Source organism: Verrucosispora sp. ts21 (assembly GCF_002879555.1).
GTDB lineage: Bacteria > Actinomycetota > Actinomycetes > Mycobacteriales > Micromonosporaceae > Micromonospora > Micromonospora gifhornensis.
The window spans coordinates 17,051-35,832 of sequence record NZ_PNOZ01000042.1; the positions used below are offsets into that span (position 1 = coordinate 17,051).

The following is an 18,782-nucleotide window of genomic DNA, read 5'->3' on the forward strand; positions in this document are numbered from 1 at the left end:
GGCAACTCGGTCGCCTTCCGGGCCTGCAAGCCGTTTGGATTTCAGCGCATCTTCTGCATTGCTCGGATGACGTCCTGCCGCAGATGCACCGCTTCTTCGTCCCGGTCACACAGCAGTAGGACCTTGAACGGGACGACCTTTCCCTCCGGTTGCCCGAGGGGGCTGGCCCAGTGGTGAACTGCCTTGGCGAGGATACGGAAGAGTGTATGCCGGTCGTGGGAGCTGTCCGGCAGCAGCTGGGGCGCGTTGTCGATGATCACCAGGTAGCCGTCCGCCGGCAGCCGGTGCAGATCTCTGAGGCAGTCGGACAGTGCGTTCCAGTTCCAGCCGAAGTAGCTGGGAAAGAGCAAGGCGTCCGAGAAGTCGTAGGAAACCTGGTCGGCATCCACCATCCTCGTGCCGTCAAGGCGGGCGACCACGAATCTGCCGGACGCCGGTAGCACAGCGGCTAACTCCACCAGCGAACCACGCGAGCAGACCACGAGCGGTTTCCGTGGAGCGATGCCACGCTTTGTCCGTCATCCTGTCCACCTCGATCGACGTCCTCCACAGCAACTACGGCATAATGTGCCAGACCGCCCAGCACTTGGTCCCGGCGGTGGCCACCCCGCAGGCCCGCGTACGTTTGGTGGTGATTCGGACTCTTCGTGGTCGGGGTTTTCGCCGCCGGTGTGCCGAGCGACAGGTTGTGGCGGACGTGATCCGGGCCCGGGTCTCTCATCGTGCCTTCTACGGGCGGACGCGCGATCGTGGCCGGCAGCCATCCGAGCAGGTGCGGTGCTGCTCGCGACGCTGCGGAATGCCGCCGACCGGTGACCGTCGGAGGTCAGAGGTAGCTGACGCCGGTCAGTTCCGCGGCTGCCGCCCACAGCCGCCTGCCGGCAGCCGGGTTGGCGGCCTCCCGGCTGAGTCGGGCCTCGGTGACCCTGCCCCGCGTCTCCCAGAGCCTGGACGGGCCGAAGAACTGGCCGCCCCGCACACCGGGCTCGGTCGCGGCCCGCAGCTGCGGCAGCGCGCCCTGCTCCACCGGCTGGGTTATCGGCAGCCCGGCCCACGCGATCAGCCGCCCGAACCGGCCACGGTGCTCCCAGGCACGCGGAGTCAGGTTGGTGCGGGTGAGACCGGGGTGGGCCAGTGCGCTGACGATCGGCGCTCCGGCGGCGCGCAGGCGGCGGTCCAGTTCGATGCCGAAGATCGTGGTGGCGAGCTTGGACCGGCCGTAGGCGGAGGCTGCCCGGTAGTTGCGTTCGAACATCAGGTCTTCGAAGTCCAGGTGCGCGTTCTTGTGGGTGATCGAGCTGAGACTGACCACGCGGGCTTCCCCCGCCGCGGCCAGGTTTCCGAGCAGCAGGCCGGTCAGCGCGAAGTGGCCCAGCATGTTGGTGGCGAGATGCAGCTCGAATCCGTCGGGGGAGGTGCGGCGTGGGCCAAGCAGCACCATGCCGGCGTTGTTGACCAGCAAATCGATCGCCGGGTGGTCGCCGGCCAGCTTCGCCGCGAAGGCCCGCACGGAGGAGAGGGAGGCCAGGTCCAGCTCGCGCACCTCCACGTCGCCGCCGATCCGGCGGGCGGCCTCCTCGCTGGCGGTGGTGTTGCGAACGGCGAGCACGACGTGGGCGCCGTGGCGGGCCAGTTCGGTGGCGGTGACCAGGCCGAGGCCCGAGTTCGCGCCGGTCACGACGGCTACCCGGCCACGCTGGTCGGGGATGAGATCGGCGGTCCATCCGGTCATCTGCTGCTCCTGGAGGTGTCGGTACGTTGGCCCACCGACGTTAGGAGCGGTTCGGGCGGGTTCGGTCGTGCTCGGTTGCCTAGGTCTGCCGGACCTACCTTCGGTGGTCCGGGCCGCTGCACACTTGCGGCATGAGCAGCGTTCATCCGTACGCTCGGGAACTCGGCGACTTCCTACGCGCCCGGCGTGGCCGGCTGCGTCCCCGCGACGTCGGCCTGGAGCCGGGCGGCCGGCGCAAGGTCACCGGGCTGCGGCGCGAGGAGCTGGCCCTGCTGGCCGGGCTGAGCACCGACTACTACCAGCGGATCGAGCAGGGCCGGGAGGTACGCCCGTCCGACGACGTCCTGGACGCGCTGGCCGGCGCGCTCAGCCTCGATGACAAGGAACGCCGGCACCTGTTCACCCTGGCCCGTGCCGCCCGCCGGTCGGCACCCGCAGCGGTGAACCGCGATCCGGAGCGGGTCCCGGACAGCACCCGGCGCCTGTTGCGGGTCATGGACACCCCGGCGGTCATCCTCAGCCGGCATCTCGACCTACTCGACTGGAACCCGATGGCGCAGGCGCTGCTCGGCGACCCGGACGCCTACCCGACCGACCGGCTCAACATGCTCCTGCTGCTGTTCGACGACACGCTGACCGGCGAGCGGAGCTGCCCGGACTGGGAGCAGCAGGCCCTGGACTACATCGGCATGATGCGCGCCGCCGTCGCTACCGACCCCACCCACCCACGCGCCACCGCGATCGTTGGCGAGTTGAGCATCCGCAGCGACCAGTTCCGGCGGCTGTGGGCTCAGCACGACGTACGCGACTCGGTCAGCGGCACCAAGACCTTCCGGGTTCCTGAGGTAGGCGACATCGCCCTGGACTGGGACACGTACCCCCTGCCGGGCAATCCCGGCTCCGTCATGCTCGTCTTCACCGCCGAACCGGGCAGCGCCGACGCGGACCGGCTGCAACTGCTGGCATCGTTGCACGCGACCCGCTCAGCGCTCGGCAACAAGCACCCCTCCCAAACGCGCGGGACCGCCGCCCGCCGCACCCCCAGCGGGACACCATGATCGGTGCGCTCATACCTCGTACGGCGCTGACGAAGCCTGATGCTCCGGGTGCTGCAACGCTCACCCGGCATTCGGTGTGCTCGTCAAGCGACAGGTTCGGGGTCGGACCCACGCCGAAGCCGTAGCCGGGGTTCGGTCGACCCGTCGACGGAATCGTGGTGGAGCCCGCCGCCGAGGGCTACCGCCGGAGAATCATCCCTGTCGATGCAAGGCTGACTCGGGTCACCGGCGCGCGAAGGGAGGCCATGGCATGGAGGATCTGCATGCTCGTGGACGGGAGACCTTCAGCCACCTCGTCCCGGACGGCGAGCGGCGCGGTGACGGGCGCGACCTCGTGCTGTTCGGGCGGGACAATGCGCGTGTCATCGCGAGCCGCGCCAGGTCACACGGCGGCAAGCGGCCCAGCGGATGGACCTGGCCTCTCCGCACGATAGGGTGCGACGCTGTTCTGCTCACCAACTCTGGTTGGGCACGCCCGGGGTTGGATCAGGTCACCGGGCGGCCATGTGCGTCGGCGAAGCGGCGGAGGACGGGAACCTCCCGCCCTCCGCCGTGGTCACTGGGTGAGTTCGGCGACTTGCTCGGCCGTCAGACGCAGCTCCTCGGGCGCGGAATCGGTCCGTGCCCGGGCGGCGGCGGGTGGGTCGGTGGGCCGGCGACGATGCCAGTCCGTCGTCGCCTGGTACGCGGCCACCACGGACAGCAGCCGGTCCTCGGCGTACGGCAGTCCACCGAGGATGGTGCCGATCGGCACTCCGGCGCTGGTGAACCCGATCGGGAAGGCGATCTCCGGCAGACCGAGGATGTCGAAGGGCACCGGGTCGGTCTGCACCACGACGTCACAGGCGTCGAACAGCTCGTCGAGCACCCGCTCCAGCAGCAACAGCTTGGCCCGCTGACCGGTGAGGAACTCGTTGCCGCCCAGCAACGCGCCCTGCAGCCAGCTCGTCACTGACACGCCGAAGCCGCGCAGGTTGTCACGCAGGTAGGGCATGAACGGCTCGCTGCGCTCCGGCAACCGGATGTTGTTGAACATGCTGGCGGTGAGTTGGCTCCAGCCCTCCGGCAACGGCACGTCCACCAGCGCCGCGCCGGGGATCTCGGCGAGCTGGGCCAGATACGCCTGGCGGGCCAGCGCGGTGGCCGAGGTGCCGTTGGCGAAGCCGGGCAACACCCCGATCCTGGTGTTCCAGCGCAGCCTGACCCGGTTGCGCCGGTACACCGGGGTAGCCGCGTCGATCAGGTTGGGCACCTCGGGCAGCCCCTGACTACGCGGGTCGGCCGGGTCCTCGCCCGCCATCGCGGTCAGCATGATGGCGGCATCCTTGGCGTCGCGGGCCAGCGGCCCCGGATGGTCCCGGGTGTAGGAGAGCGGGATGACGCCGGCCGCCGAGACGCGGCCCATGGTCGGCTTGAGCCCGGTCAGGGCCTGAGCGTTCGACGGCGAGGTGATGGAGCCACCGGTCTGGGTGCCGATGCCGGAGGTCGCCATGCGGCCCGCCACCGCGGTCGCGGTGCCGGTGGACGACCCGCCCGGGTCAGTGTTGCGGTTGGTCGGCGTCCAGGCGTTCACCGTGGTGACCACCCCCGCCGGCGTGGTGGCCCGGGTGGTCGCCAGCGGTCCCATCTGTGTCTTGCCGAGGACGATCGCGCCGCCCGCCTTGAGCCGGGCCAGGGCGGTCGCGTCGTACGGCGGCACGAAGTCCTGGAACAGGAAGGAGTTCGCGGTGGTGCGGACCCCCTCGGTGTAGAAGTTGTCCTTGATCGCGAGGGGAATCCCGTGCAGCGCCCCGCGTCGAGGCCCACGGGCCGCGGCGCGTGCCGCCGCGATGGCCGCGTCGGCGAGGACCAGGTTGAAGGCCCGATAGACGCCGTCGTACGCGGAGATGCGCGCCAGGTACGCCTCGACCAGACGCTCGGGAGTGAGCTTGTTGGCCCGGATGAGCCAGGCCGCCTCGGCGATGGTCAGCTCGGTCGGATCAGCGATCGCCTCCGGGCGAGGCTGGACATAGGCGTTGGGCTGGTCCAGCGCTCCGTTCTTCACCGGACGCCGGGTGGCCGACGGCCCGCTGGCCACCGCCACCGAGGGGACGGCGACAGTCGCGCCAGCGGTGGAGACGACAGCCAGCGCGGCAGCGCGGGCCAGGAAGGCCCGACGATCGACCGAACGGTCGAGGGGTTCGACAGTCATCACTTCCGCCATTCCGTGCTGGTCGCCGGGTACAGGATCGGCACACGTTGCTGTGACAACGCCGCCGCGAGCCGGGGATCGGTGTTGCCGGCGGCGGGCAACTGGTAGGCGGCGAGCCCGGCGACGGTGCCCCGCACGAACGAGCGGAGCGAGGCGAGTACCGAGTCCCGGCCGGGGGAGCCGGTCTCGGGATCGGGGGTGGTGCCAGGCGAGAGCTGGTCGAGATCTATGCCGAGGGCGGCCAGCCGTGCCCGGATCAGGACGTTCAGTTCAGCATCGGTTGGCGGAGTGGGGGCCATGGTGCTCCTCTCGGGCAGGCGGGTCACCGCTTTCCGGCGAAGTGAGCCGAACCTAGGCCGACTCCGGTGTGGGGATAGGACCCCGCGACAGAAATTGAGAGATCATTGAGCCTGCCGACAGACCGGCATCACCAGGACCGATCGGTCCTGGAGTGCCCAGGCAGCGAGTCACGGCGATGCTGCCTCGCCACATTCTGCGCACGGATGTTGACGGCGTGGGTATCAGTGTCGGTGGTGGACTGTCGCCGTCCGAAGGGCGTGCCGTGCGGCGGGCGCCGCTTTGCGTCAGGTTCTGAAGGGCCGCTGTCTCGGGGCGTTGTCCGCCGCGAGCGGGAGACTGCGCAGCGACAGAGTGCTCGGTGGAGGTAGGGCCCCGTGAGCCGCCTCAGCGCGGAACGACTGGAGCAGGTACGCCACCAGGCGGCGGGAGGCGGCGCTGTCACGCGGCAGCGCGGTGACCAGACCGCAGTGGGCCAACAGGGCCACGGCGAGGTCAGAAGGGTGGAAGTCGGCCCGTAACGCGCCCGCTGCCTGGGCTCTGCGGACCAGGGTCAGGAGGTCCCGCTCGGCCTGTTCTCGGGCCTGCGCGTGTTCCACCCTGCTGTCCGGGAACGCCGCGACGAACGCGGCCGAAAACCCCTGCTCCTCCCGCTGAAGCTCGCAGGCGGTCTCGACCAGGCGCTGGAAGCCCCGCCAGGGGTCGGGGTCGGCCAGCGCCTCGGTGAGCGCTCGGGCACAGGTCTCCATCTGCTGCGCGAACGCGGCCCGCACCAGGGCATCCCGGGTCGGAAAACGCCGGTACAGCGTCGCTACGCCGACCCCGGCCCGGCGGGCCACGGTCGCCATGGGCGCGTCGATCCCGTGCTCGGCGAAGACCGCGCGGGCGGAGACGAGGATGCGCTCCTGGTTGCGCCGGGCGTCGGCCCGCAGGCTGGCCGGACCCGCGATCCGAGAGGATTCCTCCACCACTGTTTCTCACCTCCGGCCAACCGGACGATGTCGTCCACTTATTAGCCTACGCTCGGCGCCGGGCTCCCCGCAGGGCCACTGGTGGCGAAGGTGAGAACGATGGACGACCGCATGATGAGAGCAGTGCTTTTCGACCGCTTCGGCGGCCCCGAGGTGCTGTACGTGGGCCGGATACCACGCCCCGAACCGGCGCCCGGCGAGGTACTCGTGCGGGTGCGCGCGTTCAGCATCAACGGCGGCGAACTGGCGGCCCGTTCCGGCAGCCTCCGTCTCTTCACCGGCCGGAAGTTCCCGCAGCGGGTCGGGTTGGACCTCACCGGCGAGGTCGCCGCACTCGGCGCCGGCGTGACGGACTTCGCGGTCGGCGACCGTGTGTGGGGCATCGTGGGCCGTACCGGATTCGGCAGCGCCGCCGAGTACGTGACAGTCCGCGCCGAGCGGCTCGGCCGGGTCCCGGACGGACTGGATCTGGCGGCAGCCGCCGCACTGCCGGTGGCAACCACGGCCATCACGGCGCTGCGTGACAAGGCCCGGCTGCGCCCCGGCGAACGACTGCTCGTATGCGGCGCTGCCGGCGGCGTCGGCAACGCCGCCGTGCAGCTCGGACGGGCATATGGCGCCGAGGTGACGGCCCTGGCCCGCGCCGCCAACCTCGACTTCGTCCGCACGCTCGGCGCCCACCACGCCATCGACCACCGGACCGTCCCGCCGAGGGAACTGGGCCTGTTCGACGTGGTCCTCGACACCGCGGGCACCGACCTGCGGGCCTTCCGGCGCCTGCTGACACCCGGCGGACGCATGGTCACTATCGCCTTCGACCTGGCACGGCCCGCCGCCTCACTCAGCTACATCGCCGCCAGCGCCGTACACGGAGGCGGCCGGGTGCGCTTCTTCAGCGGCAACCCCACGCGGGCACTCTTCGACGACCTCGCCCGCCAGGTGGCAGAGGGTGGACTGCGCCCGGTGGTGGACAGGTACTTCTCGTTGGAGGAGACAGCGGCGGCACACCGGGCGCTGGAGGCGGGCGGAGTGCGAGGCAAGTACGTGGTCAGGGTCGACTGAGGTCCGTTGCACCGTGCTGGTCGCACTGGTCCAGTTGCGGGCGTAGGTCGGTCCTGGCGGTGCCGGTGGCTGGATCGTAGGGGTAGGAGAGGTGCTGGTGGGTCATCAGCCAGGCGCCGTTCCTGCGCTGGAAGATGCGGGTCCCGCGGGACCAGCTGTCTACGGCCTGGCCGTCCGCGGGTGTCACCTGCACATGGTTGAGGCCCCAGGCGACGGCGAGGTCGCCGTCGACCACGATTCTCAGGTCGGGAACGTTCCATGTGACGGTGCTGTCGCCGGCCGCGTCGAGTCCGGCCTTGCATACCGCGCGGACGGCTTCGACTCCGACATGTTGCAGCGGCTGGTCGTGTTCGTACGAGACGACGTCGTCGGCGATGGGCGCCATCAGGCCGTCGAGGTCCTTGCTGGCTGTGCTGCCGAACCAGCGCTGGTGCAGCCGGCGCAGCTCCCGTTCGGCAGCATGGTCCCGCTCGGGGATCGGGTCCGCCGCGGTGGGCGCGTCGGTGAGCGGGAAGGAGTGGTGCTCGTGGGCGACGACCCACCGCCCGGCCTGCTTGCGCAGACCGATCGTCAGCCGTAGACGGTTGTGCGGATCGTCGGCGAAGTCGTGCTCGGTGCCGCAGCGCAGCAGGGCGTACGCGAAGGCGACGTCGTCGCCGGCGGTGATCTCCAAGGACTCGATCTCGAACGAGGCGCCTTGGGCCTGCCACTGGAAGAATGGTGGCCACGTCTCGCGGTAGGCGTCGAGGCCACGCACTCCCTGATGCGGTGGCGGCACGTCGAACATGACGATGTCGTCGGTGTGGTCGGCGAGGACGCCGGTGAGATCGCCGTGATGGACCGCGTCGGCCCAGCGCTCGATCAGGGTGCGGATCTGCTCCTCGTTGGTAGCCATGGCGGGCTCGGGTCCTTCCGGGTTGATACGTCCGTCAGGAGTACAACCCCGGCCGGTCGGCAAACTCATCGCGCGCCCGCGTGTCACTTCCAGCCAGTTGGTCTGGCAACCCGAAGGTCGGGAAGTCGGCATCGAGGAACGAGACCACCTCGGCCACCTGCCGGCCGCGCAGCGCCAGCAGATCCAGACCCGCCGGGACGTACCCGCCCCGCTCGTCGCTCCACAGGTACGTGCCGAACGCGAGCTGCCCATTCGCCCGCACCGGCAGGAACCGCCAGCGATGCCGCAGTACCGTGTCGACCAGGAACCCGCGGATGCCGACCCGGCCGACGTACCAGGTCGCCAGCGGCGGCATCGAGTACCGTGCGTCCTCCGTGAGCATCGCCACGATGGCGTCGACATCACCGGCCTCCCAGGCGGTCATGTACCGCTGAGCCACCTCCCGTTGTGCCGCGTCGCCGAGCATCCTGAGGGTCTGCTGCTGGCTGGGTTCCGCACGCCGTTCGACGACGACCCTGCGGGCCCGCTGGAGAGCGCTGTTGACCGCGGCCACCGTGGTGTCCAACACGTCGGCGACCTCGCTGGCCGAATAGCCGAGCACGTCGCGTAGCAACAGCACCGCTCGCTGCGACGCCGACAGATGCTGCAAGGCGGCCACGAACGCCAACTCCACGCTCTCCCGCGCGACGACGCGGGCTTCCGGGCTCAGTCGCTCCGTCCAACCCATCAGCCGGTCCGGGTACGGCTCCAGCCACGCCGCCTCGGCCGGCGGCACACCTTCCGGGCTCATGTCGGTGGGCAACTCCCGCCGCCGTCCCCGACGTTCAATGACCGTCAGTACCCGGTTCGTCGCGATCTTGTACAGCCACGGCCGGATCGATCCGTGATCCTCGAACCGGTCCAGGCTGCGCCACGCCCGGTCCAGGGTGTCCTGAACCACGTCCTCCGCGTCATGGACCGACCCCAGCATCCGGTAGCAGTACGCGCGCAACTCGTCCCGCAGCGGCCCCACCAAACGGCCGAAGGAGTCACCGTCACCCGCCCGCGCCGCCACCAACAACTGCGACACGGCAGACTCGCGCACCCGACGCAAACCGTTCCCGGGATCTCCGGCACCGCTCATCACCGCCAGGCTACATCGACGCGACCGACGCCAACCCACGTCTTAAGCTGGATGTCATGTTCCGCGACGAGGATCTCGCCCTGCTCGCCCGGCCGCTGTACGCCTTCCTCACCGTCGCGCCCCGGGGGGACCGCTGGCCGGCGCCGCGCCCGGTGTGGTTCGAGGTCACCGACGACGGTGACCTCCAGATGTTCTCGCTGCCGGACGCGCCGAAGCTGGAGCGTCTCCGTGAGCGGCCACGGGCCTCCGTGGTCGTGGCCGCGCCGACCGGTGAGCCCGAGCACTGGGTGTCGGTGGAGGGCCCGGTCACGCTGCACGACGACGGCGGCGTGGAGTTGGCGACCCGGCTCGCCGAGCGGTACTACGACATGAGCGACCCGAAGCGTCAGAGCCTGGTCGACGAGTGGCGCAGCGGGGGAGTGGTGCGCATCGTGCTGCGTCCCGAGCGGGTGAACCGCTTCTCGATGTGACCGTCCGCGCCGCCGAATTCGGTGGCTCGTGCCCGAGCGGATCGCCGCCGTCGTCGACGCCACCGGCTGGCCGGCTTCGCTGTTGACTCTCCAGCGGCTTGAGACGTCAGGGTAATGGCCATGGGCGAGTGGTTGTCGATCGGGGATGTGGCCCGGCGTACGGGTCTGAGTGTCAGCGCCATCCGGTTCTATGCCGACGAGGGCATCGTCGCGCCGGCCGGGTACACCGGGGCCGGGTACCGGTGCTACGACGCGCGCGGTGTGGCGGCCCTCGAACTGGTGCGTACGCTGCGGGACCTGGGCGCGGGGCTGGAGGAGATCCGCCGGTTGCTGGCCGACGAGATCACGGTGCGGGATCTCGCGGCCGCTCATCTGGCGCTCGTCGAGCGGCAGATGGGGCAGCTGCGTACCCGGCGCGCCGTGCTGCGGGCGGTGGTGCGGCAGGACAGCGAGGCCGGGCAGGTGAGTCTCGTGCACCGGCTGGCGTCGATGTCCGACGACGACCGTGAGCAACTCGTGGAGGAGTTCTGGACCGAGGTCACCGACGGCCTCGACGTGCGGGAGTTCGTCGACTACCTGCGCCCGTGGCGGCCCCGGCTGCCGGAGGACCCCACCGGCGAGCAGCTCGACGCGTGGATCGAGCTGGCCGACATGGTGCGCGACGCCGGGTTCCGGCGGGCGGTCCGCCAGTACTTCGGCGAGACCTTCGCCGGCGCGGCGGACCACGGCCGGGACGACCCGTCGACGGAGGCAGAGGTCGCGGAACAGGTCGAGATCCTCGCGCAGGCCAGGGCCGCGTCCGCGGCCGGCGTACCGGTCGACTCCCGCGAGGCCCGGCAGCTTGCGACGCGGTGGGTGGCGCTGGCCGGCAGTCGCTGCGGTGAGCGGGATCTGACCGAGGTACGGCGGCAGGTCGTCGCCGCCGACCCGGAGCCCCAGGTGGCCCGGCATGTGGCGCTGCTCGGCAGGTACCACTCGCTGACCGCCACCATCAACGGCACACCGCAACCCGTCGTGCGGGCCCCGGCGTCCACCTGGCTGCACGCGGCCGTCGCCGCGCTGACCTGACCAGGCGTTCGGCCCGGCGCGCGGCGGTTGGCATCCTGACGGAGGTCTACAGTGGAGCGAGTGGTGTCCCCGGTCCCGGTGGGTCGCCTCGTCCTCGTGTGCGGGCAGGAGGGCGCCGGCAAGTCGACCATTATCCGTGCGCTGCTGCCCTGTACGCCCTACAGCGCCCGCATCGACGCGGAAGACATCGGCCAGACCAACCCATGCCCGATGGACGACGAGTTCTTCGACCTGCTCCGAGGCAACGTCGCGGGCCTCGTGGAGAGGTTCTGGTCCGCCGGCTATGTCAACGTGATCGCCGGGAGCTTTCTCCGCGACTACCGCGACTACCTCGCGTTCCGGCAGTTGCTGCCGAAGCCGACAGCGGTGTTCCTGGTGGAGCTACTGGTCGACAGCGACGTGCGTGACGACCGACGGCTCAGCAGAGCGAAGCAGACGACACAGCGGTGGCGCGACAGGGTCGACCTGATTCCGGAAGACCGAACCATCCGGGAGGCCGCCAACACCGACTACCGATACATCGGCGTCGACACGACCAATCTCAGTATCGTCGAGACGGTGCGCTGGATCACGGAATCCATCCCAGAGATCTACCGCCAACAGTAGTGCCGAACAGACGGTCGATGGCCATGGTCACCGTCGAGATTGGGCGGGTATAGACCGAGGCCAGTCCTTCCGTGACTACGCGGGATTCATGACCCGCGCCGCCGACGGGTGCACGCGGTCATTGCGGCGTTCCTGCCCGTGCTGCTGCCAGGAGAATGCCGTCAAGGCCCTCCTCGAACAGCAGGTCGTCGTTCCACCGGCTGTCGTCGAGGTGGCCAGAGGCGTTGAGGGTCGGATAGGCATCGGCGTTCGCGGCGATGTGGTCGCGGGCTGCGGTCCTCGTCCGAGGGTCTGCGGCCTGGTGCCAGGTGGCCTCGGTCAGCGAGGCGCCGATGACGTAGTTGGCCAGCATTCGCGTGGCCACCGCGAGTTGAAGTCCGCGACAGCCGCCGCGCACGAGCGCCGATTGCAGGAACTCGGTACGGGCTAGGACGTTGGGTCCGAGCATCGGACGTCCGATCAACCTTGGTGCCCAGGGGTGGCGCAGCATGGCGCTGCGCCAGGCCCGGGCGAGGACGCGGATGTCCTCCAGCCAGTCGTCGCTCACGTCCGGAATCGGTACGTCGCCGAAGATGTGGTCGGCGGCCAGGTCCAGGACGTCATCCTTCGTCTTCACGTGCCAGTACAACGCGGTAGCCGTCACGTCGAGCTGCTGGGCGAGGCAGCGCATCGTCAGGCCCTCGATGCCGTGCTCGTCCAGCAGCGTCACCCCTGCGTCGACTATGCGTTCGAGCGTCAGCGGCGGTTTCCGTCGTACGCGCGACGGCTCCGCACGCAGCCATACCGGCGACGAGGCCCGGTTATCCCGCCGCCCGGTCGAAGGCATCCTCGGCTCACCCGGCTCTGCGGTGGTCATGGATTCACTCTAGTACCGTGGACAGGTAACTTAACAGCGGTAAGCTAAGTGAACATGAGAAGGTAGGCCCGGACAGGCGGGCAAGGAGGTCTCGTCATGCCTCTGCTGCGAGTCCACCTCGACAGCGACCGGATCACCGCTCGTCGCGTCATGCATCTGCATCAGGAGGGCAAGATCCATCACGAGTCGCGGGAAGCGGCCCGGGAGCAGGTGTGGCGTCAGGGTCGCACCCCGGCCGGTGACCCGATCTTCGTCGGCATCACCAACGGTCGTCGTAACGTACAGCTGCTTTACGACGTAGAGGTCTACTCCGACACAGTGCGCTGACCACCCGGCCTCGCGTCGCCCAGCTGGCGTGGTCGCCGTCGACGTGAGTACCAACAAAGTGACGTGGAAGCAGCGAATGCCGTACTCGCTGGCCCACGGCAACGGCATTTCTCACCACCGCGAGCGACCTGCTCTTCATCGGCCAACCGGACGGCAACCTCTGCGATGTGCGCTGGCGTCGGCGATACCCGGATAGCTGATGATCCTCATCGTGCCGGCGAGTCGACCGGCAGCACGAATCCCGACGCCCGGAGGCGCGCCTCGTGTGGTCGAGGACTCCTCCGAACGTCACCGATGTGGGATGGGCGGTCAGTTCACCAGCGTGACGTGGCCGGTGTCGAGGTCGTACCGGGCCCCGACCACCCGCAACGCCCGTTCGTGTACCCGCTCGGCGATGATCGGGCTGCGTTCGATCATGTTCCGGACCTGCGCCCGGACGTTGGCCCGTACGGAGTTGTCGACCGGGTCGCCGGGCTGGCCGAGCACAGGCTGGACGATGGGGCGCAGGCTGTCCACGATCGTGCCGATGTGGCCGGGTGCGGTGCCGCCGGAGCGGATGGCGTCGATGGTGGCCGTGATCGCCCCGCACCGCTCGTGTCCGAGGACGACGATCAGTGGGCTGTGGAACTCCTCCACCGCGAACTCCACGCTGCCGAGGACCAGGTCGTCGACGATGTTCCCGGCCACCCGGTTGTCGAACAGGTCGCCCAAACCCTGGTCGAACAGCAGTTCCGGCGCCACCCGGGAGTCGGCGCAGCCGAGAAGGATGGCGAACGGGTGCTGGCCCGCGGCCAGCCGGCGTAGGTCGTTGAGGCTCTGGTGCGGGTGCCGGCTGTGCCCGGTGACGAACCGGTGGTTGCCGTGCAGGAGGCGGCGCAGCGCCTCGTCCGGTGTGACGGGAGGCCGCTTGGTCTCGGCGGCGACGGCGGGCCGGGCAGCGGCGGTGGCCGTGGCGGCGACGACGACGGCGCCACCGGTCGCGAGCAGGGACCGGCGGGAGAGAGGGGAAGGGTTCACGTGATCTCCTGATAGGTAGACAGGCGTCTTCTTCCTACCACCGCCGTCCACAGTGTTCAGCGCGTGATCGATCAGCTTCGCAGGGCGTCGACCAGGGTTTCGACGAGCGCGGCGGCGTAGCGGCCGTCCGGGTCGAGGTCCGGGTCGTAGATCGTTACCTCAAGGCCGACGCAGGCCGGGTTGGCGAGCAGCGGACGGAGCAGCTCGACCAGATGCGGATGGTCCAATCCGCCGGGGTCGGGCGCGTCGACGGCCGGCATGACCGCAGGGTCGAGCACATCGGCGTCGAGGTGTACGAAGTAGCCGTCGCGGGCGGCGTATCCCTGCGCCACACGGTCGCCGACCAGGGCAGGGCCCTCGGCGATGATCTCGGACGCGGTATGTACCTCGATGCCCAGACCACGTACCTCGTCGAGATGGTCGTCGTAGTCGCGGACGCCCAGTACGACCAGATCGTCTTCTTGGCAGTACGGCGCAAGTCCGTCGATGTCGGCAATGTCTGGCTGGCCCCGGCCGGTGACGATGGCGGTGCCCTCGCCTGCGGACGCCCCCACATGCGTGCTGTTGCCGCTGTGGCGGAAGTCGATGGAACCGTCAAGGTAGACGATGCCGTAGCGGCCACGTCGGCGCAGTGCGAGCGCGGCCCCGAAGAGAATCGAGCAGTCACCACCGAGCAGCATCAGGAAATTTGCGTTGTCGAGGACCACGTTCACCCGTTCCGCGAGTCGGCGCGTGTACGTCGCGAGGGCATCGGCGTTGAGCACACCGTCCCCCTGCCGCCAGCCACGGATGTCGTAGCGCGGCGGTACGACCACACCGCCGTCGTGCGCTCCGAGCCGGTCGAGCAGGCGCTGATCTCGAAGCGCACCGGCCAGCTTGTAACACCCGGGGACGAGACCAGGGGCTGGGGCACGCAACCCGAGATTGGACGGGGCGTCAAGAACCGTGATCGACCGCATCGATCCAGGGTAGAGCGACATCCGGCACCGACGAGGTCCCGGAACCGACATGCCTGGGTGGCGGCCGGTCAGTGGGCCACCCAGTCCGGGACCCACACGTCATCGGTGGTTCGCGGTCTTGCGGCTCGCAGATGGTCCCGCAGCGCGGTCAGCACGGGGTGCTGGTCCCCGGTGCGGGTGAGCAGCACGTGCGGGTAGAGCGGGGTCGGTTTGCGCAGAGGGATGCGCCGCAGGTAGTAGCTTTGGGGCCACAGGTAGCGGTCCTCGCTGCCGACCAGGGTCGCCAGCGAGGCCGAGTCCGCCAGGGCGTCCATCAGGGCCTCGTCGCCGAAGTTGGGGCCGAGCGCGTCGATGCTCAGGCCGAAGGCCTGCGACAGCGACCGGTAGAACTGGGCCCACTCGGTGCCCGGCCTGATCCCGGGGATCCAGATGCGGTGTCCGGCCAGATCGGTGGGCCTGACCCAGGCCGTACCGGCCAGCGGATGACTGGGCCCGACCAGGAGTTCCAGGGGCGAGTCCAGGAGTCGTTCGGCGCTGATCCCGGCCGGGACCTGGTCCGCCGGCAGGGCACGGAACGAGGCGTCGATGGTTCCTTCGAGCACGGCCCGAGCGGCCTGTTCGGCGTTCTCCTCGGCCAGGGTGACCGCGTCCAGGTCGGCCTCCGGACGGGACCGGTAGAAGCGGTAGACGGCCTGGGCCGGAGCGATGCGTCGGTTGAGGACGTCCACGCGCAGCGGGCGTACCCCGGGGCGCACGGCCTGTTCGGCCTGCTCGACGGCGGTCAGGACCTTCTTGGCGTACGGCAGGAAGACCTGCCCGTCCAGGCTCAGCCGGGAGCCGCGGGAGGTGCGTACCAGCAGCGCGACCCCCAGGGACTTCTCCAGGACCGCGATCCGCTTGGAGGCCGCCTGCTGGCTGATTCCGAGCTCGTCGGCCGCGGCCTGGAACTGGCCGGCCTCGGCCACGGCCACGAACGTGCGCAGCGCTTCGACGTCCACGCCCCACTCTACGGCCACAACCAGTGGTTGTTTCCGGGTGTGTCGGAGTTGTTTGATCGCGCCTTCCCGGAGGTGCTGGGATGACTGCATGCCCACCACCGCAGACCAGGTTATGTACGTCCAGACGCCCGAGTTCGCGCGCTATGCGGAGCGGATCGCACAGGTGACCGACGTGACTTCGCGGTTGAACGCGCTGCCGTTCAGCGACACCGAGGCGCGTGCGGAACTACTGGCGGTAGTCTTCGGCGCTCCGCTGCCGGAGTCGGTGACGATCTACCCGCCCTTCTTCACCGAGTACGGCCTGAACACGCGGTTCGGCAAGAACGTCTTCGTCAACCAGGGCTGCACGTTCATGGACCACGGCGGCATCCGCATCGGCGACAACGTGATGATCGCCCCGAAGGTCAGCCTCATCACCGGCGGGCACCCGCTGCCCCTGGTGCAGCGGCGCGAGTACGTCGCCAGCGCCCCGATCGTGATCGAGGACGACGTCTGGATCGGCGCGGCCGCCGTGGTCACCCAGGGCGTGACCATCGGTGCGGGCTCGGTGGTCGCTGCCGGCGCTGTCGTCACCCGTGACGTGCCTGCCCGCACGCTGGTCGCGGGCGTGCCGGCGCGGATGGTCAAGACGATCGACTGACCCGGCACGGCCGCAGTACGGCGCGGTCGACGCCCTGCCAGGTGCCGCCCGACGACCGGCCCCCTACCCGGACGAAGGCCCGGTGGCCGTTCGGAGAGCGGCTGCGGTTCCGGACCACCATGGCCGAATCCGTGGGACGGCCGTCGTTGCCGTGGTCGATGTCTACTTCGAATACTCGACGCATGAGAGCTTCGCCTTCGCGCGCTGACGGCTCTCGGGACGTGGTCATCGCGGCGGCGGACGGCGCCGTCCTGCTCGACGTCGCCGGGCCGTTGCAGGTGTTCGCCCTCGCGGCGAAGTGCGGCGGAGACTACCGGGTCCGCCTGGCCTCGCCCGACGGTCACCCGGTCCACACCCGCGAGGGTGTCCGACTCGGCGTCGACACCAGCCTGGACGCGGTGACCGGGCCGGTGCACATCCTGCTGGTCGCCGGCTGCGACCCCGCCCCGACCGGCACCACGTTGGTGCCGCTGGCGCAGGCGGTCCGTCGAGTACGCGACCGGTGCACGGTCGTCGCCTCGGTGTGCTTCGGCGCGTTCGTACTCGCCGAGGCCGGCCTGCTCGACGGCCGGCGGGCGACCACCCACTGGGCCTTCTGCCGGGAACTGGCCGACCGGTACCCGCAGGTCACCGTCGAGTCCGACGGCATGTACGTGCACGACGGCGACGTCTACACCGCAGCCGGGGTCACCGCCGGCATCGACCTCGCACTGGCCCTGCTCGAACGCGACCACGGCGGCGCGCTGGCCCGACAGGTCGCCCAGTGGCTGGTGGTCTTCCTGCAACGACCGGCCGGACAGTCGCAACGGTCGGTCCGGGGCCGCGCCCGTCCGTCACGCCAGCCGGCACTGCGGGCGGTGCTCGACGCGGTCGTCGAGCAACCACACGCCGACCACTCGCTGGAGGCGATGGCCGCCCGCGCGGCGGTGAGCCCTCGTCACCTGTCCCGCCTGTTCATCGAGGTGCTGGGCACCACGCCCGGCCAGTACGTCCAACAGATCCGTGTCGAGGCCGCCCAACAGCTCCTCGAAGGCGGTGACGACACCGTCGAGGTGGTGGCCAAGCAGTGCGGCTTCCGCAGCGTCGAGACCATGCGACAGGCCTTCCACCGAGTCATCGGAATGGCCCCGACCACCTACCGCCACCAGTTCCAGAAAGGTGCACCCCATGCCTGACCACCCGAACCGACGCCAACTCCTGACCATCGGCGCCGCGCTGGCCGCAGCCGGCCTCACCGTCGGCAGCACCGCCCCAGCCGCCGCCCGCACACGGTCGGCGGGCGGCGGGGAACCGCTCGACATCGCGTTCCTGGTCTTCGACGGGCTCGTCCCGCTCGACCTGATCGGCCCGCTGAGCGTCCTCGGCGCCACCGGACGCGCGGGCGGGCCACCGGCCCGGCTGCACTTCGTCGGCCCGGACCTGGCACCGATCCCCGGCGGCGCGGGGCTGCAGTGGGTGCCGACCGCCACCTACGACACCCTCCCCCGGCCCGACGTACTCGTCGTGCCCGGGCCGGGCCAGCCCAGCATCCTCATGCAGGATCCCGCCATCCTGGACTACATCCAGACCGCGCACCGACACACCCGCATCACGTTCGGGATCTGCACCGGCGTGCTGCTGATGGCCGCCGCCGGCATCCTGCGGGGCCGCGCGGCGACCACCTACTGGGCGTTCGCCGACGAACTGCCGCTGTCCGGCGCACGCTTCAAGCGGCGACGCTGGGTCGTCGACGGCCGGATCGTCACCAGCGCCGGCGTCAGCGCCGGAATGGACGCCGCCCTCGTGGTCGCCGCACGCCTGTGGGGCGAGCGGGCCGCCGGCCGGGGCCAGGCATTCCTGGAGTACGACCCGCAGCCGCCTTTCGACTACGGCCGCGTCGAGAACCTGCCGGACGCCGACGAGGACCACCTCTGGAACCTCTTCCAGCCGGAACGCGACCGCGTCCGCGATGTGCTGACCTGAGCGACACAGTCCTGCTCGTACTCCCACCGGCCGTTCCGCTTGGTGTGGCCGTTGGCCGTCTGGGCCGGCTCAGCTCTCAGCTATTCGTCTCGCCGAGCAGGAGGCGGTCGATGAGGGCCTTGAGCGTCTCGGCGCCGTCCGGGCCCAGCCGGTCGACGAGGTGACGTCGGGTGGCCGCATCCAGCGCCGGCAGCGTTGCGTCGATCATCCGCCTGCCCTCCGGTCGCAGCGCGACCCGCACTCCATTCGAGACCTTGTCGCGGGTCACGTAGTCGCGGTTTGCCATCCGGGTCAGCAGATGCGACAGCCGCGTCCGGTCCCAGCCGAGGGCGGCGGCGAGGGCGTTCTGCCGTTGACTTCCGCCGGATTCGTGCAGCCGGACCAGGATGCTCAGCTCGGGCTCGGAAAGGCCGGACGCCGCAGTGGTTTCGGCGATGACCGCAGCGCGGACCGTCTCGTGGGCGCGCTTCCACAGTAGCCACAGCTCGGTCGCCTCACCCCCCCTCACTGTTGACATGTCAACACTGCCTCTCTAGTGTTCGTCCCGACC

21 protein-coding genes are annotated in these 18,782 nt (G+C 70.0%); 9 read left to right on the top strand and 12 right to left on the bottom strand.

Going from position 1 to position 18,782, the window contains the following annotated elements:
- Window positions 1-41: 41 nt before the first annotated feature.
- Entirely contained in the window at window positions 42-482 is a 441-nt protein-coding gene (locus C1A38_RS18855) for a barstar family protein (protein WP_353505526.1), read from the bottom strand.
- 344 nt (window positions 483-826) lie between these two features.
- Window positions 827-1,732 (bottom strand): oxidoreductase, encoded by a 906-nt coding sequence (locus C1A38_RS18860; RefSeq protein ID WP_013731349.1) that lies wholly within the window; start codon window positions 1,730-1,732, stop codon window positions 827-829.
- Between the two features lie 131 nt (window positions 1,733-1,863).
- On the opposite strand from C1A38_RS18860, the gene C1A38_RS18865 reads away from it, so the two are divergent.
- Window positions 1,864-2,790, top strand: a complete 927-nt coding sequence (locus C1A38_RS18865) for a helix-turn-helix transcriptional regulator (RefSeq protein ID WP_102659095.1) — start codon at window positions 1,864-1,866, stop codon at window positions 2,788-2,790.
- A 556-nt stretch (window positions 2,791-3,346) separates the two neighbouring features.
- Here C1A38_RS18865 and C1A38_RS18870 read toward each other — a convergent pair.
- The 3 genes from C1A38_RS18870 to C1A38_RS18880 all read right to left on the bottom strand — a co-directional run bounded on the left by C1A38_RS18870 (window position 3,347) and on the right by C1A38_RS18880 (window position 6,246).
- Window positions 3,347-4,981 (bottom strand): amidase, encoded by a 1,635-nt coding sequence (locus tag C1A38_RS18870; RefSeq protein WP_102659125.1) that lies wholly within the window; start codon window positions 4,979-4,981, stop codon window positions 3,347-3,349.
- On the bottom strand, window positions 4,981-5,280 hold the full coding sequence (locus tag C1A38_RS18875) for a hypothetical protein (RefSeq protein ID WP_102659126.1): 300 nt from the start codon (window positions 5,278-5,280) through the stop codon (window positions 4,981-4,983). Before C1A38_RS18875 ends, C1A38_RS18870 begins: the two co-directional genes overlap by 1 nt.
- Window positions 5,281-5,565: 285 nt before the next feature.
- Window positions 5,566-6,246: a TetR/AcrR family transcriptional regulator gene (locus C1A38_RS18880; protein ID WP_043722857.1), complete on the bottom strand. Its 681-nt coding sequence runs from the start codon at window positions 6,244-6,246 to the stop codon at window positions 5,566-5,568.
- Window positions 6,247-6,348: 102 nt separating this feature from the next.
- Between C1A38_RS18880 and C1A38_RS18885 the strand changes: the two genes are divergently transcribed.
- The gene (locus tag C1A38_RS18885; protein WP_013731354.1) at window positions 6,349-7,311 is read left to right on the top strand and encodes an NAD(P)-dependent alcohol dehydrogenase; all 963 of its coding nucleotides are present in this window, start codon (window positions 6,349-6,351) and stop codon (window positions 7,309-7,311) included.
- Here the strand turns inward: C1A38_RS18885 and C1A38_RS18890 are convergent.
- Window positions 7,298-8,206, bottom strand: a complete 909-nt coding sequence (locus C1A38_RS18890; protein ID WP_102659096.1) for a YybH family protein — start codon at window positions 8,204-8,206, stop codon at window positions 7,298-7,300. The genes C1A38_RS18885 and C1A38_RS18890 overlap by 14 nt on opposite strands.
- 34 nt (window positions 8,207-8,240) lie before the next feature.
- Complete coding sequence (locus C1A38_RS18895; RefSeq protein WP_050814530.1) at window positions 8,241-9,329, bottom strand: sigma-70 family RNA polymerase sigma factor; 1,089 nt, start codon at window positions 9,327-9,329, stop codon at window positions 8,241-8,243.
- Window positions 9,330-9,385: 56 nt separating this feature from the next.
- Here C1A38_RS18895 and C1A38_RS18900 point away from each other — a divergent pair, with 56 nt between their 5' ends.
- From C1A38_RS18900 to C1A38_RS18910, 3 genes are all read left to right on the top strand, one after another.
- Window positions 9,386-9,799, top strand: a complete 414-nt coding sequence (locus C1A38_RS18900; protein ID WP_102659097.1) for a pyridoxamine 5'-phosphate oxidase family protein — start codon at window positions 9,386-9,388, stop codon at window positions 9,797-9,799.
- A 120-nt stretch (window positions 9,800-9,919) separates the two neighbouring features.
- Complete coding sequence (locus C1A38_RS18905; RefSeq protein ID WP_102659127.1) at window positions 9,920-10,867, top strand: helix-turn-helix domain-containing protein; 948 nt, start codon at window positions 9,920-9,922, stop codon at window positions 10,865-10,867.
- Between the two features lie 60 nt (window positions 10,868-10,927).
- Entirely contained in the window at window positions 10,928-11,473 is a 546-nt protein-coding gene (locus C1A38_RS18910) for a GTPase family protein (protein ID WP_102659098.1), read from the top strand.
- A gap of 118 nt (window positions 11,474-11,591) precedes the next feature.
- Here the strand turns inward: C1A38_RS18910 and C1A38_RS18915 are convergent, their stop codons facing one another.
- Window positions 11,592-12,329 (bottom strand): TetR/AcrR family transcriptional regulator C-terminal domain-containing protein, encoded by a 738-nt coding sequence (locus tag C1A38_RS18915; protein WP_233196901.1) that lies wholly within the window; start codon window positions 12,327-12,329, stop codon window positions 11,592-11,594.
- A 96-nt stretch (window positions 12,330-12,425) separates the two neighbouring features.
- Here C1A38_RS18915 and C1A38_RS18920 point away from each other — a divergent pair, with 96 nt between their 5' ends.
- Complete coding sequence (locus C1A38_RS18920; RefSeq protein ID WP_013731361.1) at window positions 12,426-12,656, top strand: hypothetical protein; 231 nt, start codon at window positions 12,426-12,428, stop codon at window positions 12,654-12,656.
- 309 nt (window positions 12,657-12,965) lie between these two features.
- On the opposite strand, the gene C1A38_RS18925 is transcribed toward C1A38_RS18920, so the two are convergent.
- From C1A38_RS18925 to C1A38_RS18935, 3 genes are all read right to left on the bottom strand, one after another.
- The gene (locus tag C1A38_RS18925) at window positions 12,966-13,673 is read right to left on the bottom strand and encodes a carbonic anhydrase (protein ID WP_102659100.1); all 708 of its coding nucleotides are present in this window, start codon (window positions 13,671-13,673) and stop codon (window positions 12,966-12,968) included.
- A 71-nt stretch (window positions 13,674-13,744) separates the two neighbouring features.
- Entirely contained in the window at window positions 13,745-14,632 is an 888-nt protein-coding gene (locus tag C1A38_RS18930; RefSeq protein WP_102659101.1) for an arginase family protein, read from the bottom strand.
- A 68-nt stretch (window positions 14,633-14,700) separates the two neighbouring features.
- On the bottom strand, window positions 14,701-15,648 hold the full coding sequence (locus C1A38_RS18935) for a LysR family transcriptional regulator (RefSeq protein WP_233196902.1): 948 nt from the start codon (window positions 15,646-15,648) through the stop codon (window positions 14,701-14,703).
- A 70-nt stretch (window positions 15,649-15,718) separates the two neighbouring features.
- Between C1A38_RS18935 and C1A38_RS18940 the strand changes: the two genes are divergently transcribed.
- The 3 genes from C1A38_RS18940 (at window position 15,719) to C1A38_RS18950 (ending at window position 18,232) form a co-directional block, all read left to right on the top strand.
- Window positions 15,719-16,270 carry a sugar O-acetyltransferase gene (locus C1A38_RS18940; RefSeq protein ID WP_081476014.1) on the top strand — a complete coding sequence of 184 codons (552 nt, stop codon included), beginning with the start codon at window positions 15,719-15,721 and terminating at the stop codon, window positions 16,268-16,270.
- A gap of 182 nt (window positions 16,271-16,452) precedes the next feature.
- Window positions 16,453-17,445, top strand: coding sequence for a GlxA family transcriptional regulator (locus C1A38_RS18945; protein WP_233196903.1), 993 nt, complete (start codon window positions 16,453-16,455; stop codon window positions 17,443-17,445).
- The gene (locus C1A38_RS18950) at window positions 17,438-18,232 is read left to right on the top strand and encodes a DJ-1/PfpI family protein (RefSeq protein WP_146017579.1); all 795 of its coding nucleotides are present in this window, start codon (window positions 17,438-17,440) and stop codon (window positions 18,230-18,232) included. The genes C1A38_RS18945 and C1A38_RS18950 overlap by 8 nt, the downstream gene beginning before the upstream one ends.
- A gap of 76 nt (window positions 18,233-18,308) precedes the next feature.
- On the opposite strand, the gene C1A38_RS18955 is transcribed toward C1A38_RS18950, so the two are convergent.
- Window positions 18,309-18,749: a MarR family winged helix-turn-helix transcriptional regulator gene (locus C1A38_RS18955; protein WP_102659104.1), complete on the bottom strand. Its 441-nt coding sequence runs from the start codon at window positions 18,747-18,749 to the stop codon at window positions 18,309-18,311.
- Window positions 18,750-18,782: the final 33 nt, after the last annotated feature.